This is a genomic window from Bacillus sp. RC242, assembly GCF_044908245.1.
Classification (GTDB): Bacteria; Bacillota; Bacilli; order Bacillales; family Bacillaceae_G; genus Bacillus_A; species Bacillus_A mycoides.
Genome location: NZ_JBIYCZ010000005.1, coordinates 55,570 through 73,329, shown reverse-complemented (window position 1 = coordinate 73,329; position 17,760 = coordinate 55,570). Strand labels below are relative to the sequence as shown.

16 protein-coding genes and 4 pseudogenes are annotated in these 17,760 nt (G+C 30.2%); 3 read left to right on the top strand and 17 right to left on the bottom strand.

Translation table 11 applies throughout. From position 1 onward, the window contains the following. Nucleotides 1–80 precede the first annotated feature (80 nt). The 12 genes and pseudogenes from ABH957_RS11335 to yqeK all read right to left on the bottom strand — a co-directional run bounded on the left by ABH957_RS11335 (nucleotide 81) and on the right by yqeK (nucleotide 12,092). Nucleotides 81–1,541, bottom strand: a pseudogene (locus ABH957_RS11335) (serine hydrolase domain-containing protein). 1 nt (nucleotide 1,542) lies between these two features. Continuing rightward, the gene (locus ABH957_RS11330) at nucleotides 1,543–2,058 is read right to left on the bottom strand and encodes a DUF1129 domain-containing protein (RefSeq protein ID WP_404511224.1); all 516 of its coding nucleotides are present in this window, start codon (nucleotides 2,056–2,058) and stop codon (nucleotides 1,543–1,545) included. Next, on the bottom strand, nucleotides 2,055–2,396 hold the full coding sequence (locus ABH957_RS11325; protein WP_002085418.1) for a PadR family transcriptional regulator: 342 nt from the start codon (nucleotides 2,394–2,396) through the stop codon (nucleotides 2,055–2,057). The genes ABH957_RS11330 and ABH957_RS11325 overlap by 4 nt, the downstream gene beginning before the upstream one ends. A 454-nt stretch (nucleotides 2,397–2,850) precedes the next feature. After that, nucleotides 2,851–6,021 (bottom strand): ATP-binding cassette domain-containing protein, encoded by a 3,171-nt coding sequence (locus ABH957_RS11320; protein ID WP_404511222.1) that lies wholly within the window; start codon nucleotides 6,019–6,021, stop codon nucleotides 2,851–2,853. A gap of 79 nt (nucleotides 6,022–6,100) precedes the next feature. Beyond that, nucleotides 6,101–6,580, bottom strand: coding sequence for an SRPBCC family protein (locus ABH957_RS11315; protein ID WP_404511220.1), 480 nt, complete (start codon nucleotides 6,578–6,580; stop codon nucleotides 6,101–6,103). Between the two features lie 441 nt (nucleotides 6,581–7,021). Further along, complete coding sequence (locus tag ABH957_RS11310; protein WP_033728073.1) at nucleotides 7,022–7,585, bottom strand: class I SAM-dependent methyltransferase; 564 nt, start codon at nucleotides 7,583–7,585, stop codon at nucleotides 7,022–7,024. Between the two features lie 192 nt (nucleotides 7,586–7,777). Continuing rightward, entirely contained in the window at nucleotides 7,778–8,626 is an 849-nt protein-coding gene (locus ABH957_RS11305) for a GNAT family N-acetyltransferase (RefSeq protein ID WP_404453844.1), read from the bottom strand. Between the two features lie 27 nt (nucleotides 8,627–8,653). Further along, on the bottom strand, nucleotides 8,654–9,394 hold the full coding sequence (locus tag ABH957_RS11300; RefSeq protein WP_404449827.1) for a class I SAM-dependent methyltransferase: 741 nt from the start codon (nucleotides 9,392–9,394) through the stop codon (nucleotides 8,654–8,656). Between the two features lie 14 nt (nucleotides 9,395–9,408). Next, nucleotides 9,409–10,044, bottom strand: coding sequence for an SDR family oxidoreductase (locus tag ABH957_RS11295; protein ID WP_002085427.1), 636 nt, complete (start codon nucleotides 10,042–10,044; stop codon nucleotides 9,409–9,411). 16 nt (nucleotides 10,045–10,060) lie between these two features. Then, nucleotides 10,061–10,771: a 5'-methylthioadenosine/S-adenosylhomocysteine nucleosidase gene (gene mtnN, locus ABH957_RS11290; protein ID WP_404490947.1), complete on the bottom strand. Its 711-nt coding sequence runs from the start codon at nucleotides 10,769–10,771 to the stop codon at nucleotides 10,061–10,063. Nucleotides 10,772–10,795: 24 nt separating this feature from the next. Beyond that, nucleotides 10,796–11,470: a DUF3885 domain-containing protein gene (locus ABH957_RS11285; RefSeq protein WP_404453849.1), complete on the bottom strand. Its 675-nt coding sequence runs from the start codon at nucleotides 11,468–11,470 to the stop codon at nucleotides 10,796–10,798. Between the two features lie 13 nt (nucleotides 11,471–11,483). Beyond that, nucleotides 11,484–12,092 (bottom strand): bis(5'-nucleosyl)-tetraphosphatase (symmetrical) YqeK, encoded by a 609-nt coding sequence (gene yqeK / locus ABH957_RS11280; RefSeq protein ID WP_193653887.1) that lies wholly within the window; start codon nucleotides 12,090–12,092, stop codon nucleotides 11,484–11,486. Nucleotides 12,093–12,285: 193 nt separating this feature from the next. Here yqeK and ABH957_RS11275 point away from each other — a divergent pair, with 193 nt between their 5' ends. From ABH957_RS11275 to ABH957_RS11265, 3 genes are all read left to right on the top strand, one after another. Continuing rightward, on the top strand, nucleotides 12,286–12,981 hold the full coding sequence (locus tag ABH957_RS11275; protein WP_033713793.1) for a response regulator transcription factor: 696 nt from the start codon (nucleotides 12,286–12,288) through the stop codon (nucleotides 12,979–12,981). Next, a complete protein-coding gene (locus ABH957_RS11270; RefSeq protein ID WP_201031041.1) occupies nucleotides 12,971–14,128 on the top strand; it encodes a sensor histidine kinase in 1,158 nt (385 codons plus the stop codon). Before ABH957_RS11275 ends, ABH957_RS11270 begins: the two co-directional genes overlap by 11 nt. Nucleotides 14,129–14,309: 181 nt before the next feature. After that, the gene (locus ABH957_RS11265; RefSeq protein ID WP_404453852.1) at nucleotides 14,310–15,326 is read left to right on the top strand and encodes a D-alanyl-D-alanine carboxypeptidase family protein; all 1,017 of its coding nucleotides are present in this window, start codon (nucleotides 14,310–14,312) and stop codon (nucleotides 15,324–15,326) included. A gap of 58 nt (nucleotides 15,327–15,384) precedes the next feature. On the opposite strand, the pseudogene ABH957_RS11260 reads toward ABH957_RS11265, so the two are convergent. The 5 genes and pseudogenes from ABH957_RS11260 to ABH957_RS11245 form a co-directional block, all read right to left on the bottom strand. Further along, nucleotides 15,385–15,803 (bottom strand): annotated as a pseudogene (locus tag ABH957_RS11260) (DinB family protein); the annotation flags it as partial. 12 nt (nucleotides 15,804–15,815) lie between these two features. Continuing rightward, nucleotides 15,816–16,016: pseudogene (locus ABH957_RS11255) on the bottom strand (nucleoside/nucleotide kinase family protein); the annotation flags it as partial. Nucleotides 16,017–16,230: 214 nt separating this feature from the next. Beyond that, nucleotides 16,231–16,548: a heterocycloanthracin/sonorensin family bacteriocin gene (locus tag ABH957_RS11250; RefSeq protein WP_404511218.1), complete on the bottom strand. Its 318-nt coding sequence runs from the start codon at nucleotides 16,546–16,548 to the stop codon at nucleotides 16,231–16,233. 465 nt (nucleotides 16,549–17,013) lie between these two features. Continuing rightward, nucleotides 17,014–17,112 (bottom strand): annotated as a pseudogene (locus tag ABH957_RS29455) (replication-relaxation family protein); the annotation flags it as partial. Between the two features lie 33 nt (nucleotides 17,113–17,145). Next, the gene (locus ABH957_RS11245) at nucleotides 17,146–17,679 is read right to left on the bottom strand and encodes a GNAT family N-acetyltransferase (protein WP_404511216.1); all 534 of its coding nucleotides are present in this window, start codon (nucleotides 17,677–17,679) and stop codon (nucleotides 17,146–17,148) included. Between the last annotated feature and the right edge of the window lie 81 nt (nucleotides 17,680–17,760).

Here is a 17,760-nt window from a genome sequence, read left to right as displayed (position 1 = left end):
TAAACAATGACATTGTGTGAGAGTCAACTATTTATAACAGTTTAAACAATTATTTAATATATTTATATAATTAAAAACTCTTACGACTTATTTACCAATTCACTTTTCAACGCAATATATATTGATATTAATCCATTTACATTCAATAAAGTAACTATAATACTAATGAGCAACGCTACATCTGCAGAAAACGTTTTAATCGTCTGCCACGGTGAATTTGTACTATAAATAAGAAGTGGAATTAAAGTAATAGATAATATTAGAAATAAACTCCCTAGAAAAAGCCAGGTCATTTTTTTACAAATTTTCTTACGTTTATACTTTATTATTAACATAATTGCTGTAATGAAAAGTGCGAATATTAATATTGACATAACAATTTGAACTATTGGTATATTTTTTGGTATATCAACCGGTTCTTCACCATTCAAAATATTAATAATCCCTTTTTTAAATTCTGGTAGTGATGCTTCTTCTAAAACATGATTTTTATTCGTTAAAATCACAACACCCCAGCCAGTTTCATTTAAAATAAATATCTCTGCATGTGAATCAGGAGTTGAGCCTGAATGCCAAACCATCTTTTCGTTTCCATTTATATTTGTTGTCCTCAGTCCAAAACCATAATATTTCGCTGAATCTATTTTATATAATGGAGATAAATAAAGATCCATACTATCTTTATTTAAAAATTGTGTATGCTCTTGGTGATTCAAAAACTTAATGAATTGAATCATATCTTCTAGATTTGCTGTAATATATCCATATGGTGTCCCACCATTATCATACGACACCGTACTTTTTCTTGGTATTCCAAACCATGATTGATAACCTGTTAAATAACCCTTTTTATAAGAATCTTCACTATTTGCTGCTGCCCCATTCATTCTTAATGGCTGAAAAATTTGCTTCTCCATATAAGTAGAGTATGTCTCTTTTGAAACTTCCTCAATAAGTGCACCAAGAACGAGATAATTTGCATTACTATATTGATATTTTTGTCCTGGGGGAGCAGTTAATGTTACATTCGACAGTTTCATTACATTTTCTTTTATAGCCGTAGTAGTCTTTGATTACTTATCTGATAATGCTAAACCTTCATAGGTACTCATTCCACTTGAATGTGTTAGTAGATGTTGGATTGTTATATTTGAGGCCGATTGATTATCTTTTACTTTAAACCAAGGAAGATGTTGTTGGACTGAATCCTCTAAATTTATTTTTTTATTTTCTATTAACTTCACTATAGCTAGACCAGTTAAAGATTTACTTATTGATCCAATTGCAAATGGTGTTTTACTAGTTATCTTTTTTTCAGATTCTCCAGTAACCCCCCATAATTTTGTGTAAAATACATCTCTATTATGTACAATAGCTACTGAAGCTCCTGGAATTTTATGTTCCTTTAAAAATTTTTCAATATAAATATCTAAAGTAACTCTAATATTTTGCTGAGCGTAAACTTTTGAATGTGCAATACATAACATTAATACATTACAAACTATACAAATTAGAAACAATTTATATTTCGATATCTTCATCTTAATGTACTTCGGATAACTTTCTTTTTTTATAAATTACTAAAATTATAGATATTAATAAAGAAACCATTAAACTAATCATTATTAATATAGAGTTCCACCATTGATTTTCTGCTATTCGATATAAAAGATTAAAATTAAAGTTATTTTCACTGTTGGTTGGATTAAGGGATTCAGTTAAAAATATTGAAAGTGTAGTTTGTGAAATGAGGTATGTAATAAATGCGACGAATATGCCAATTATGATTAATGTATTAGATTTTTTATTTATATTTTGAAGTTGTTTCATTTTCACTCGCAGATCAATTTCATTTATCTCCAAAAAGTCTTGAACAAATAATTGAGGCGTTCCTAGGTCATTTATACTTTCCTCACCATGTTCACGACATTCTTGGATATGCTCTAAAATTTGTTGTTTAATATTTTCCCTTTCTTCTAAACTTATATCGTATTGCTCTAATTCCTTAAGTACGTCAGTTAAAAATTGCGTTTCTTTACCGTTTAATTCATTCCTCATTTCAGAAGGTCTCCTTTCAATCCACTCTTTAATAATATTTTAATATCAGATTGCAACTCTAACCATTCATTAACTTTCTTCTCAAGACGTAATTTTCCATTTTCATTAATTTCGTAATAAATCCTAACTTTACCACTATCCGTCACCTCTTGATAAGTATTAACCCACTCTTGATTTTTCAGTTTAGTTAAAATGGGATAAATACTTCCTACTCCTTTCAATTTTAAATTATGTACTTCGAGTTCTTTCATAATTTCATAACCATAACTTTTCTTTGTAGACAAAATAGACAATACACACATTTCTAAATTCCCTTTAATTAAACTTGTTCTATCCATAGGATAAATTTAACAGAAATATATACTTCATTCAAGTATATATTTCTGTTAAATTTAAAAATTCTAATAATTATACAATCACTAAAAAAGTAGCATATTCTTTTTGTTATTATCCAAATAACCTAAATTATTATCCCCAAAAAACATTTTTATACGTCAATAATTATATAATAAATGATCATAATTAACGATTTAAAACTAACTCTCACAGATAAATGTATTTACATCTTAGAAAGACTAACAAAACTTAAACATAAATGCTAACCTGTAATACCTTTCAGTTTAAAATTTAAGAATAATTTATATTGGTATTACAAATAGATTTTTCTTGCTCTATTATCTATCTACCTTAACACGTTTAAAGAAACTCTTCTTCAACATAAAAACTCATTTGCAGATTATTGCAAATGAGTTTTTAATCCCTAACTAAACACTATTTTTTATTCTTCTTAATTTAATTATTTTTCTCAAGACATTCATAAACTGCCATCATTTCTCGCTTATTCAACTCATGAATTCGATTAAATATTAGAATGTCTGCAACATCCTCAGTTCGTAAGCTTTCATCCACAACATCACTAACTTTTCCGGTTAACCATGTTTGCACATCTATTCCATCAACGATTTCTTTAAGTCCTTCATCGTTAATACCACTTGCATTACAAGTTATACATGGAATTGTTAATTTAAACACGCCATCATGTAGATTATCTTCGGTTATAACTTTCTTTCCGTTACAGAATGGACACGGGTTGCTTTTTTTAATTTTATTAATTTGGGTAACTAATTTTTTGTAACCAAATGCTTCGTATACATATGTTAGTTTTTTATATTTACCATTTGTGAAATACTTATCTATAATGGTTTCTCTTGTTTCATGAACATTAGGAAAATCACAAATAGTTACTTGATTGTTGAAGCAAATGGATTCTATATTTCCTTTTATTTTGTCCCAGAATGGTAAAACATTTTGTAACACCATTTCATAATTTGAAAAGCTTGCTTGTTCTAATTCAAACATTTTCAGTGCGACTTGTATATTTCTAGGTAATAAAGAAACATCTTCTGTCATAATCATATCGTCACCTACGATAGATTTCAATTTGACGAGTACAGGCAAATCTCCTACAATTTTTAATACTTCGTTAAGCGGCTGATTAATAATTTCACGAATATCTGTATCTCCAAAATTAAGTGGTTTATGGTGATTTAATAAAGTCCCCTTACAAATTGGACATGTCATCATTTCTTTAGAAGTCTTAATATCTTCTTTAATAGCTGCTTTTGAAATAACAATATACCCGCCAATAATCGTATTAAATCCTACCCATGTTCTACGTGTCTTTCCTTTCTTATCATAAAAGGACTTATCAAAATAGCCGTACCAAAATGTATGTTTCTCTTCCTCAGACATATCATTATAGCTTTTCGTCAAATCATGACCAAGCTCATTTTTAATTTCTTCAAATAGAAATTCTATTTTTTCATATTGATAAAATGTTAATACTTTCATGACTTCCGGATCGAATAGACCATCCCAAAATGGAACGTTTTTATCTTGAATTGTAATTTCTTTATCAAAAACTTCAATTTGAAGACGTCCAGAACAAGATCGGCAATGATTATCCTGAGAATAGAAATCGAAACTTCTCGTATCTTTATTAGTCGGATGAACAGCTACAATATGATTGATCAATCCACCAATTTCATATAAGAAACTATATTGACTATACAAATGTCTTTCGAGATCAATAGCAACAACAGGTGCCATTGTATCAGATTCATATTCACCATAAATTAATCGTGCCATTGATGATAAGCTTTTTAAAATACCACCCTTATAAACGTTTTCAGCATTTTTAAAATAGTTAATATGATTTTCTTTTAAATAGTGAACTCCTTCTTTACGCTTAAGCGTTGAAGAAATGTGTATTTGTTCAGCATTATTCACACTTCTTTTTTGACGATAATAATCCTCATGACTTACTACATCAAGATGCTCTATAGATTCAACCTGTCTTTTTCCAAAATCGACAATATAATCAGAGCTTTCTAGCATGTAACTGTTATGCTCAATCATTATGATAGAGACTGATTCATCTTGCAATATCCCTCTAACACTATCTATAAATTGATTTAAAATATTTTGCGATAAACCTTTTGAGGGCTCATCAAAAATAAACAATGTATGTGGATTTCTTGTTTTTGCAAATAACTCAGAAACTAAATGAACACATTGAAACTCACCCGTTGATAATGTTTGTGTTTTTCGTTCTAATGTTAAATATCCCAGTCCTAATTTGATTAGTAGGCTCAAGCGTTTATACGCAATATCTTCATTTGGAATTTCATCAATAATATCCTCAATTGAGCGCTCAAAAATATCATCAATTTCTTCACTATACTTTGTCAGTTTCTTTTTAACATCTAGGAAAGTTGCTACAGTTGATCGACTTGTAATCGATTGGTTTCGGTCTTGCCCTACCATAACTAGTTTATCTTTTGGATATCGTTTCAAGAAATCTGTAGCTAAACACTCATTGACAAGTGTAGATTTCCCGCATCCAGACTCTCCTGTAACAGTTACAAGTCTATTTTTAGGAATCTGAAACTCAGTCATTTGGATATTTCGGCAATATAATTCATGAAATGTATAATATTCTGTTGGCATTTCGTAATTTCGTTCCGATAGTATTGGTTTTGGTCTTGGTGATTCTTTCACGATTTGTCCACCATATTTTCCGCTACCAGGTCCGAAGAACAATTGCTCATCTGTTGTATCCAGTACTGTATCTGAATGATCAATGAGCCAGATTTGATTTTCACACCCTAATTGCTTGATTTCTTCTAATATTTGTAATAATGTTTCATTATCAAGTCCAACTGAAATCTCATCAATAATAATTACAGTATTTTCACTAACTGCCATGAATTCAGCTAAGTAAAGTCGTGTTAATTCTCCACCTGACAACGTACCCATAATTCGATTTAATGTTAAATAACCAATGTTCATATTGATAATATTTTGCAATATATGTTGTTTTGCTTCACTAATATTTAATTCTTCTGCTAATGAAAGAATAGATTCAACACTTAAATCGTTAATATCCGAAATTGTATGTGATTTAGCAAATAACTCAATAGTACGTTTTTCAACTTCTTCACTATAACGTTTCCCCTTACATTTTTTACACTCAATATTTTTAGTAGTACCACGCCCTTTACAGCCAGCACACCAACCTAATTGATTATTAAATGAAAAGACTTCAGGAGAAAGATTAAATTCTTCCGCTAGTTTTTCACGAATCTCTTTAAAAACACCTGTATGAGTACCAATCGTCGAACGCGGATTGGAAGAAATTGATGATTTTCCTAAAAAAAGTACTAAAGGTATTTCCTCCATCTTAATGGCACTAAAATTAGTTTCCATAATATTAGGAAATAAATATTGATATTCAGCCTTTGGCAATAAGGAAACTAGACGCTTCTTTGATTCTTCACCAATTGTTTGACAAAGAGTTGTTTTTCCAGATCCAGATAAACCAGCAATACCAAGTGATTTATTAAATGGAATAACAGTATCAAGTTTATTTATGTTATTAGCAATTAATTGATTTACTTTCATATTAACCTCTATTCTTATTTTTCCATAAAATCATTTTTACAATATAATAATTACATAATGAATATTGCCTATTATACAATTATCCTCTCACTTCTTGAATCTTATCCTTGTATTTTTCGAACCATTGTTGCCATCCGTTTTTAGAAAATTCCTTCTCTTCCTCTTCTAAAACTGAAGAAAAAAGGTCAAGACAAATATGCCAACCAGCTATATCTTTTGGTGTATGATCAGTTAATTCATGAATGTATTCTTTAAGTAGTAAAAGAGAACCATTTTCCTCTTTATGTATTTCAAATCGGACACGATCTTTATCCCATGTGAATTCAAGTACTGAATTTAGTTGGCAATCTAAAATATCAATATTTAAAAATGAACCATCCATCATGTCGAACTTTATAATTCCACCTGTTTTAAGATTTTCAATCTGTAAATTAGACATCCATTTTTTAAGCTTGCTGTTTTCAGTTAAAACAGACCAAACTTCTTCTATTGTATAAGAAAATTGGCGTTCAAATTTCACAATATAGCCGTCAGTTTGTTTCTCTATTTCAGCCAACATATTTATTGCCTCCTACTCGTGTACAGAATGTATGTTCTTATTTTATTTTACACGAATTTATGTATAAAAGAAATCTCTATGGCAATGAAATATTAATTTAATGTGTGAATGGTAATTTGAACATTGATTTATTATATATTCTCTCCATATGTTTATTACAATAGGCGTACCTCAACATTTCCACAAAAAAATTCAACATGAGAAAACGTTGATTTATTTATTTTATATAATATTTCCATTAAATATTTAAAAGCAATTTCCTTTAAGATAAATGGTGTTAATAAGAGCTAATATAGTATTCAAATCAAGTTATGTAATGTTCAAAATCACTTATTATGTATGTCTAATTCCTTGCTAAATGTAGGTTTACAAAACAAATAAAAAAAGCCGCATTTGCGACTCATGAACGAATAGAACTAACACCTATTTTAGGTGAATGACTTACCTTTTAATCGCGTCAACAATTAGCGATGGAAAACCAAGTTTATCGCCTCTATTTCTAGAATCATACCTTTTCGAGCGGAAAATAACGCCGTCATTCGCATCCCATTCTGTGTAATAAAATTGACCATTTTCATCACAATATTCAAGTAAAACTACCTCAAATCCAGCAATTTCAAACATTTTCGTTAATGTTTTATAATTATGTACGATTTTATGGCTTGCAGCTGGGTGGTCTTTCGGGCCAGGGCCGCCTATTTGAACTATATTTTGGTAGGTTTCATCTCGGAAAAATGCATCAGGTACTCCGCACCGAATATGACCTGATGGCTTTAAAAATTTATAACAAATTTCAGCTGCTTTTACACCTTCTTCAAAAGTAAGATGTTCCCATACATGCTCTGCTAAAATAGCTGAAATGGAATTGTATTCAAATCTTTCTTCCCAAGTGGTATTGTCTAGTAAATTAAGTTCATCTTCTTGCGTTTGAACCCAACCTGGATTATTATTAAATACTCCAGCTCCGACTACTACTTTAATTTCGTCTTGCTTAATTGCCATCACTTTCACCTCATAAATCTTTTAATGTATTAATATATTCTATGTTTACTATATTTTTTCCTTCTTCAACTAAAGTGCCAGTTAGTTCAATAAGATAGATAACAAAACTTCTGTTGTTTTTACTTATCCTCCCACATACAGCAAAAACGTTTATAGTACAAAATAAAAAGCGAAAAGAATAATTCCTTCCGCTTTTTATAGCAATAAATACATTTCATATTGTGCTAAAGAATTCTTTTCAAATCCAGATTTCTTTAAAAACCCTTCCAGTAAATTGTTGTTTGGAAACCCAATTGATAAACTTGATAACTTTAATTCTTCACTTGCTACCTGTAATAATTTTGTCCCAACACCAATATTTCTATAGTCTTTGTCTATGAAAATAAAACTAATTTTTCCTTGTTCATTTACACATACAGAACCTTTTATATCACTATCAACATATGCACCGTAAAATGTATGATTTGTTTTTTCGATATAATCAATATCATTTTGCCAATTTATATGGAAGTTTAGCCATTTCTGAATTTCAACTTTAAATGTTGGAAATTCTAATTGTTTTACTTCAATATTTTTATTACCTTTATTCATTATTTTAGTTAAATCATTTAAATTATAATAAGAAAGATCATATACTTTTTCATAACCTAATTTGTTATAAAAATGAATCGCCCGATCGTTTCCTACAATAACTTCAAGAAAAAGCTGCTTACATTTATTTTGTGTCGCTTCTTCTTTATGTAACTCAAATAAATTTTGACTTACACCAATGCCTCGAAACTCTGGATGAACAGCTAATGTTCCGCAGCGCATTGTTTTTATACTTTCATACACCTTAATACCACCAAGTATTACACCAACAGATTTGTCACCGTCTAACGCAATAAAAGAGTGTTCCAGTGAATTCCCTTCTGGTCCAAAAAACCTTTTTATAAAGTCTTCTTTTGAAACATCCATTTTAATAATATAATCTGAAAATCCGTCCTTAAAAGCTTCATATACCAAATCTATACTTACTTCACTACATCTTTTGTATTGAATCATATAAGTATAATCCCCCGCTTTGACTCGTTATAAACTGCATTCAAATACATGAAATGAATTACCTTCACCATATCCATCTTTTATTTCATGAACAACAATTTGACTAAACCCATTAGTAATAAGTATATTTTCAAATTCTTTTAAATCATATAGTCTTATAGGAAAATCCATAATCTCAGTTTCTTTTATTTTCTCATCATGAATGATTTCGTATTTCAGTATAATATTTAGAAGTTTTTGCACCTTATCATATGAAACTTTTCTATACTCAACAATTAATTCATTGTTAATTTCTTTTCTATTTGTCTCTATCCAATCTAAAATTTGTTCTGTCTCACTTCCACCTTGTACAACTGTAAGAAGTAATTTTCCATTTTCCTTTAAGTTATTTTTCATATTTTGAAGACTAATGTCTACTAAATTATTTGGTAAAAGTGAAAATGAACCTATAGGGATCATAATAAGATCATATTTTTTATCACTATAGTATTCTTCTATTTTCCCTTGTGACACAACCGGTTTTAAATTTAATTTTTCTGCTTTATCTTTACAAACTTTAAGCATATCTTTCGAAATATCGAATCCCTCTATATTCACACCATTTTGCATAAAAGGAATTAACATTCTACCATTTCCGCACATTGGTTCTAACACATGTATATTTTTATCTTTTGCAAAAGAAAGATAAAAATCCAATTCTTTTCCGGCTGCAATTGATTTATCACTTTCATATATCTTTGTACAAAGTTCTCCATAATACGTATGCAATTATAATTCACCTCTTAATTTGAAATGAGTGGACATTTCCCTACATATGTCTCACTATTTATTTGTTTTATAACAAACGGTGCAATATCCCCATTTTGAATTTTGATTCCTGGCATATCTACTAAACTCTCTTTAATATCACCAGTACCATTTCCTTCTATAACAAAGGGTAATCTAACAATTGTCCAATCTACTTCACTACTTTGTATAATTTGCAATTCTTTATATTTATCCTGCATCATCTTTGGAAGAAATAATCGAAACAAATTAGCCCCTATTTTATTTGCAATTCCCTTCTGATCTCCTTTTACATTTAAGGAGCCTCCAGAAATAAGAATATAGCGCTTCATTTCATATTCCTTCATTACTTTTAAAATATGCTTCGTAACTGTACTAAAAATATAAGGTTCATTTTTCGGCTGACCCACCGCATTAATCACAGCTTTACACCCTTGAAGTAATTCCTGTATGACTGAAAAATTGCGGGCATCCCCACTGATAGTCTCTATATTTTCATTAGTTATCGTCATATTTTTAGAATTTCTCGTTAATATTCGTACTTGATAGCCCTTTTCTAACGCTTGATTTACGAGGTATTTTCCGACTTTTCCATTCGCACCAAGAATCGCTATTTTATTTGTAGCTTTCATCACTATACTCCTCTTACTATACATTGTTAACTACAGTAATCTCATAAACACGTAAAAAAGTAATTAAATGCTCACATGCTCGTTCACATGCTAACATTTTAAAAACCTTTTGTTCTTCTTTCGTTTTGTCATTCGCTTGATCTGAGGCAGCTTTTAAACATAGAAATGGTTTGTTATTTACACGACATACATAAGAAAATGCTGCCACTTCTTGATCAACGGCTAAAGCACCGTATACAGTATGAAGTAAATACCTCATTTCTGAACTTCGAATACGTTGATCTCCAGATAGAAATGTACCAAAATGGACCGGGTCATACGAACGCAATTTCTTCATTCGTTTTACGAGTGATTTAGTTGTTTCAATAGGTGCTGTTCTACCATCATATAGATTAAAACTATCTTCTCCTGAACCAGCCGCTGTAACATCATGCTGTAAAGTATTAAGAGCTACAACGATGTGCCCATTTTTCACCTTATCTGATAAACTCCCGCAAATCCCTGTCATAAATAACTGGTCTGGCTGGAATTCACTTATTAATAGTTGTACACAACTAGCACAACTTACTTTACCGACACCAGTTACAACTGAAATAACTTCTAATTCATTAATAGAATGAAAATGAAATTCCCAAGCTGCTATTTTTTCTACACGCTCACTTGGATAATGTTGATGCAAATACGTAAGCTCTGGTTCCCATGCAGATACAATTGCCATCCTTTTCATTACACACTTCACTTCCTCCTATTTTCATGTAAATAACTCATCTATACTCTCTCGTTCATATTCTGGTATCCACTCTTTATACTTCTCATATAAATCCCGTATCTTTTCTTTATTCTTCGAAATTACTTCACATCCTCTATCTTCATAAATAAACATGATAATATCCTTTGTTACATTTATAAAAAATACATCTGGATATGAAATTTCTTTTTTTCGCCCTAGACGTGGACGTAGGTCAGGGAAATCTTCATGATTAACAGCTTCAATAAGCGGTTCATATTTAATATCTTCTGCAAAACATTGTAAAGAAAATTGATATGTACAATATAAGTCAGCTTCTTCATCTTCAAATAGAAAAGGGAATGTTTCTTGTCTTATATGAAACTTTAAATCCCTCTTTTTAATAAACCTATTGTATACATTTATTTTCTGCGCATTTTTTATATTTTCCTGTTTAAATCGATAAACATTTGTGACTAAAAAGACGGTATCTTCTTTAGAAAATATATCTTTAAATAGACTTTTATTATACCTATATAGTTGTGTGAAATATTCCATATTATACGTGTTACCATCTTCTTTGAATTGATATTTATCTTTCCCAAAATCAAAATGAAGATGATTTTCCCACTGAAAGTATATGGACGGTACTAATGTAACTCCTGGGAATCTTTGATTCATATATTCTTTTAATTGCATTTTTATACCCTTTCTACTCTACAATTTCTTTTAAATACCAATATGCTTCTTCTAACCACGGGTGTATGACTTTTAATGTATCTTTTCTTTCCCACAAATATGAAATATATACAAAAGCAGCATGTTCTAAAGAGTTTCCTAAAGCTTTTTTTACATTTATTAAATATGGAGGTGTCCCTATTTGATCCCATTCTAATTTATCAGCAACAAATAGTACTAAATCCATCTTTGTAGCATGTTTACGCAAAGTAGTGTGGCAACAGATAGCATTTAAAACTTCTTTATCTTCTACTTTAAATACCTCTTTTGCAATTACTCTCGATAATTTTTGATGAATAATCATTGGAAATTCTCTTTCTTCTTGTAATATTTCTATTCCAAATTTTTCAGCAACTGCAATCCGCTCCTCGTTCGGAAAGATTGCACTAATATCATGTAAACATCCTGCAATCGCTGCTTTTTCTTCATCTTCATAAAATATTCCCGCAATTTTTCTTGCCTCATTTGCCACACGAATTGAATGTTTATATGTAAATTCTTTATTGTATTTTAATAGAAAAGCTTTAATATCATTTTCTATTTTTCCAGTTGGAGTAAATGAATATATATCATTATATAACATAGCAAGTCCCCCTTATAACTAACTTTCAATATAATGTGAAATTTAAATCTCCTTCTTATTTTGTATTCGTTATAATTGTATTAATTCCTTTTTAATACGTTATGTGAAATTTAATGTAGAAACATTACTACAAAATACATAAATGTTTGATATTATAGTAATATTGATGATTCGCAAGGAAAGGAACTATATGATGAATAAAAACATATTAATTATTGATGATGATAAAGATATTGTAGAATTACTCGCTGTTTATTTGCGAAATGAAGGTTATAACATTTATAAAGCTTATGATGGTGATGAAGCATTACAAATGATATGTACATATGAAGTTGATCTTATGCTTTTGGATATTATGATGCCAAAACGAAATGGATTAGAAGTTTGTCAAGAAGTGCGTGAAAATAATACTGTACCTATCCTTATGCTTAGTGCAAAAGCTGAAGATATGGATAAAATATTAGGACTTATGACCGGTGCAGATGATTATATGATTAAACCGTTTAATCCACTAGAATTAGTTGCTAGAGTGAAAGCATTGTTACGTAGATCATCTTTCCAAAACGCTGCCACACCAAAGAATGAAGATGGTATTATTCGCATTCGTACAGTTGAAATTCATAAACATAATCATACGGTTAAAGTAAATGGTGAATATATTAAGCTCACCTCTATCGAATTTGATATTTTATATTTACTAGCGAGTAATACTGGAAGAGTATTTAGCTCTGAAGAGATATTCGAACGAGTTTGGAATGAAGACGGTTATGGTTCTAATAAAACGGTTATGGTCCATATTAGTAATTTACGTGATAAACTTGAAACCGTAATGAATGGTGAAAAACTAATTCATACGGTTTGGGGAGTAGGATATAAAATTGAGAAATGAAGCATTTGATATATTAAAAGATATACCAAAGTGGAAGCTTATTTTTTGGCTTTTATTAGCTATCACTCTTACACCAATTACCGAATTAATTATATTTCGCCTCGTAACGAGTGTAATTGAGAGTTCACTCACTCTAAGCGAACTAGGAAAAGAATTCATTAGAATTTTTGGCCATGAAAAATATATTGGATTAAAAGAGTCTTTATGGATGATGATTGTATCTTATTTGTTTTTATTTTCTATTTTCTCATCCTATTTATACATTTTTTATCGTCATGAAAGAAAGGTTTACTATGAAACTTGTATAAAAAAAATGATTGAAGAGATTCGGTATATTGCAAGTGGAAACTTTAATCATAAAGTTTCCATCGTACACCATAATTATTTAGAAGAACTGGCAACTGGGGTCAATCAAATTATTGAGCAATTAAAAGTTTCGATTGATGAAGAAAGACAGGCAGAACAAGCAAAAAGCGAACTTATTACAAATGTATCACATGACTTACGAACCCCTCTTACATCTATAGTTGGATACGTAAATTTAATCCATCATGATAATTATAGAGATGAAGTAGAATTACGATACTATATTCAAGTCATTTACGATAAAGTAACTCGTCTTAATGCATTAATGAATGACTTGTTTGAATATACACGCGTTCAAAATAAAGAGTTAAGTTTATATTCTGTTCCTATTGATATTGTAGAATTGCTTGGACAATTAACTGTCCAATTTCGGATACAGCTTCAAGAAGCTAATATTGAATGTCGCCCTTCTTTCCCATCTCAAAAGCTAATGGTACTAGCTGATGGGGATAAATTAGTACGTGTGTTTGAAAATCTAATCATAAACGCTATTACTTATGGAAATGATGGAGATCATATTGATATTACCGCTTACGAAAGCAATAACATGATTACAATTGATATAACAAATTACGGACAACCTATCCCTAGTACTGATTTACCTCATATTTTTGAACGTTTTTATCGTGTTGAAAAATCACGTTCAACAAACACTGGTGGATCTGGGCTCGGATTAGCAATTGCAAAAAGTATTGTTGAATTGCATAAAGGAACAATTGAAGTATATAGCGATGATAAAAAAACAACTTTCACTGTAAAATTACTCCCTTATAAAGCTTAATACCACATATTTATAGGTTCAATTTTTTATCATATAAGAAATTGAACCTTTTATATTCCATCAATATCCAAAATTAAAGAATTCCTTAAAATTCTTTAGAAATTCTTTACCTTTTCTTTCTTCCTAATTAAGCATTCCTTTTTACAATACTATTATTGATGTAATAGTAGGAGGATCGCTAATGCAATTCTTAAAAAAAATAACAGTTTTATTATTATCTTTTCTTATTACTGCACTTATCGTTTTATATTTTTATCTTTATGTAAATGGTCCAATTATTCAAGCTAAATCAGCTATTTTAATAGATACTAATTCTGGTGAGATTGTTTATAAAAAAAATGAAGAAGCTCCTATACAATCAGCTACTTTATCTAAATTAATGACGGAGTATATCGCACTGGAACAACTGAATGAAGGAAAAATACAGTTAGATGAATTAGTAAAAATAAGTAACGAAGTTTTCCGAGCAGAAACGAGTCCTATACAAGTAACTTCGAAAGATAAAACGACGGTTCGTGATTTACTTCATGCATTGTTTTTGACAGGGAATAATCGTTCCGCACTTGCCCTTGCAGAACACATTGCTGGAAACGAAGATAACTTTACACTTTTAATGAATGACAAAGCAAAACAACTAAAGTTATCACAACCATCCCCGTTTCTAAATGCTACTGGAATTAATAACGATACGAATAAACAATCAACTACAACATCGATAGACGTCGCTAAACTAGCAACACAATTAGTAAAAGACTTTCCAGATGTATTGAATGTTACGAAACTAACCTCTTACCAATTTACCTTCAAAGATTCAAAAGTTTTCAATACAAATAAAATGATATATTCCCTTAATAAAAACATTAAACTCCAAGGTGTTGACGGCTTACAAACTAGTTTTTCAACTAATGGTAATTATAGTTTTGTCAGTACAGCCACACGAGGAGATACTAGACTTATTTCAGTAATATTAGACGCCGGTGATGAAAACAGTACTTTTATTGAAACAAAAAAGTTACTTCAGTACGGTTTTGATCCTTCCTCGTACTCTGCACTCCAAGCTTTTAAAGATGCTGTTACATCTTGGACAATATTGTTTCAGTTTAAAAATTTAATCATACAAACGATTATGATCTTTTTCATCATTACAATCTTAATGTTTATATATATACGTCAAAAAAAAGCCGAGGATTTTAATTAAGAAATCTTCTTATATATAAAAACCGACTTGCGTTTACACTGCAAGTCGGTTTCTAAATCTACAATCCTCTTCCAATTAAATTCGCTGAAACGGGCTGAAGATTTAATTCTCTTGCCCATATAGATATCTGACCAATATGATGAATTTCATGTACAATTACATGCCTTAAAACTTCACCGTATTTATATGTTTTATCTGTCCATGAAGCTTTCAATATTTTTGATTCGAAGTCGCCAGACCATAACTGCAAAAAGCTTTCTAATTCTCGTCTATATAAATCAGATAACGCTTTCACTTTTTTGATTGATAATCTTTAAACTGTGGTTCGTTATCCTCTTTTTCTTGAAGCGCACTAATCCAGCTATACTCAACGTCTACAATATGGAAAAGTGTTTCTAAAATACTCCCAACACGTTTGCGAAGCAATTCTTCCTCTGTAAGTTGTTCACAACATTTAAACCAATCATCTCTTACTTGCCTCTACATAAGCTTTCTCGCATGTGTTATATAATGATTCAAATCTTTATGCAGTTCAATAATTGATTTATCTTTAAAATCCCTTATAATCCGTTTAGCCATCGCAATATCTAAAGGAGTGTCAACATAAATAGATACATCAATTAAATCCCGCATGCTACTATTTAAGTAAGCAAACGGATAATCTACAAGAATATAGTCTATATCATAATTATTTTTATAGGTATTCCGTATTAGTTGGATTTAATTGATTACGGCTATTTTTAAAGATGACATATCAACGATATTTTATGTCTATTCCGTATAGGTGTTAGCAAGTTCGTTTGCAAACTTGTTAGCACTTTTTTATAAAAATTGTATAATGCTTTACAAAGTAGGAATCCGTTTTGATCAATCTTTTTTCAAAATGGATTCCTTTCGTCTCTTATCAATATTCAAATGTTACAGTAGTACCATTAAAACCATCAAAACAATTAGAGCAATTAGAGCAACCACCACAACCAAAACAACTAAAGCAACCGAAGCAACCAAAACAACGAAATCCACCACAACGACCACCGCCACAACGACCACCGCCACAACGACCACCGCCACAACCGCCACAACGACCGCAACCGCCACAGCGACGAGCATCATCTTTAATATAGTAATATGGATATTGGTTTTGCTGGTCCCAATACACAATATTTCCATACTGATAATCATTAAGGCTTAACGCTTGTAGTTCTTGTTGAAACTTATTCATCTTCATGACCTCCGTTTATAAACTACAACCCCATCGATACTTTCCTATATTTCTGTTAGTTAAATCTAAGTAGAAATAGCACTATAAACTAAGTTCAATACGTACACCAACAAAATATGACCCATCACTAGATGATGCACCTTGTTCATATGCCTATTTTTAGGTTATTTTTACTATGGGCTCATTTTTATAAATGGAAATTATAAAATATGAATTTAAACAATATCATTTAGATTTATGTCATCATTTTCTAGTTCTATAGTCGTATATTCCATAATTTTGTTTGGTCATCTTCGTATTTCCAATATGCACTCCCATCTTTATTTTTCTTCGCTTCAATATCTGCTATATCAGAGCTAATTTTATAAGTATTTATAATTAGTGATTTCTGCTAAAAAAAGTCTATTTTTATGAATGGCATATCAGCGATATTTTATATCTATTCCGTATAGGTGTTAGTACTTTTTATATTGCTTCTATTACATACACCTTCATAAATACATCGTACTTTGCTGCTAAGTCCTCCAGTTTCTTTTCTCTGTATTTTGTAATCGTAAAAAAAGGAACGATTGACATCTTAAAAAATATTTATACTCTTTATTGTTTCCATTCATATTCTAACATACTCATTTCCCATAAATTCCAATACGTTTCTCCTACTTTTTTTGATTCTCTTAATAAACCTTCTTTTACAAATCCTATTTTTTCATAACATGAAATGGCGGACGAATTAAAATCAAAAACACCCAGAGTAACTCTATGTAGTTTTAATTCTTCAAAAGCAATATGAAGTACTCCTTTCATCATATGTTTCCCTATAGAACGTCCTCTCATTTTCGTATCGCCAACTAACACTTTTCCAACCCTTGCAGACTTATTTATATTTTCTATTTGCCCAAGTGAAATATGACCAATAACTTCTTCAGTCTCTTCATCTGTTACTGTGAAAGAGAGTGTATTTGCACTTTCTGTATATTTCTCTAATTGCTGTTCATTTAAAGGATATGTGAATGCATTTCCCGACCATTGTATTAAAAATTCTTCGGAATTAATCCAATTTATTAATTGTTTGAAATCAGATTTTTTAAAGGGCACTAATTTAATCACTCTCATTCTCCTTTCGTACATCACTCTTTATAGCCTCAAACCTATTTCTATATAAAGAATATATTCTCCTTTTATACGAAATTAAAATAAAGCCATTCATAAGAA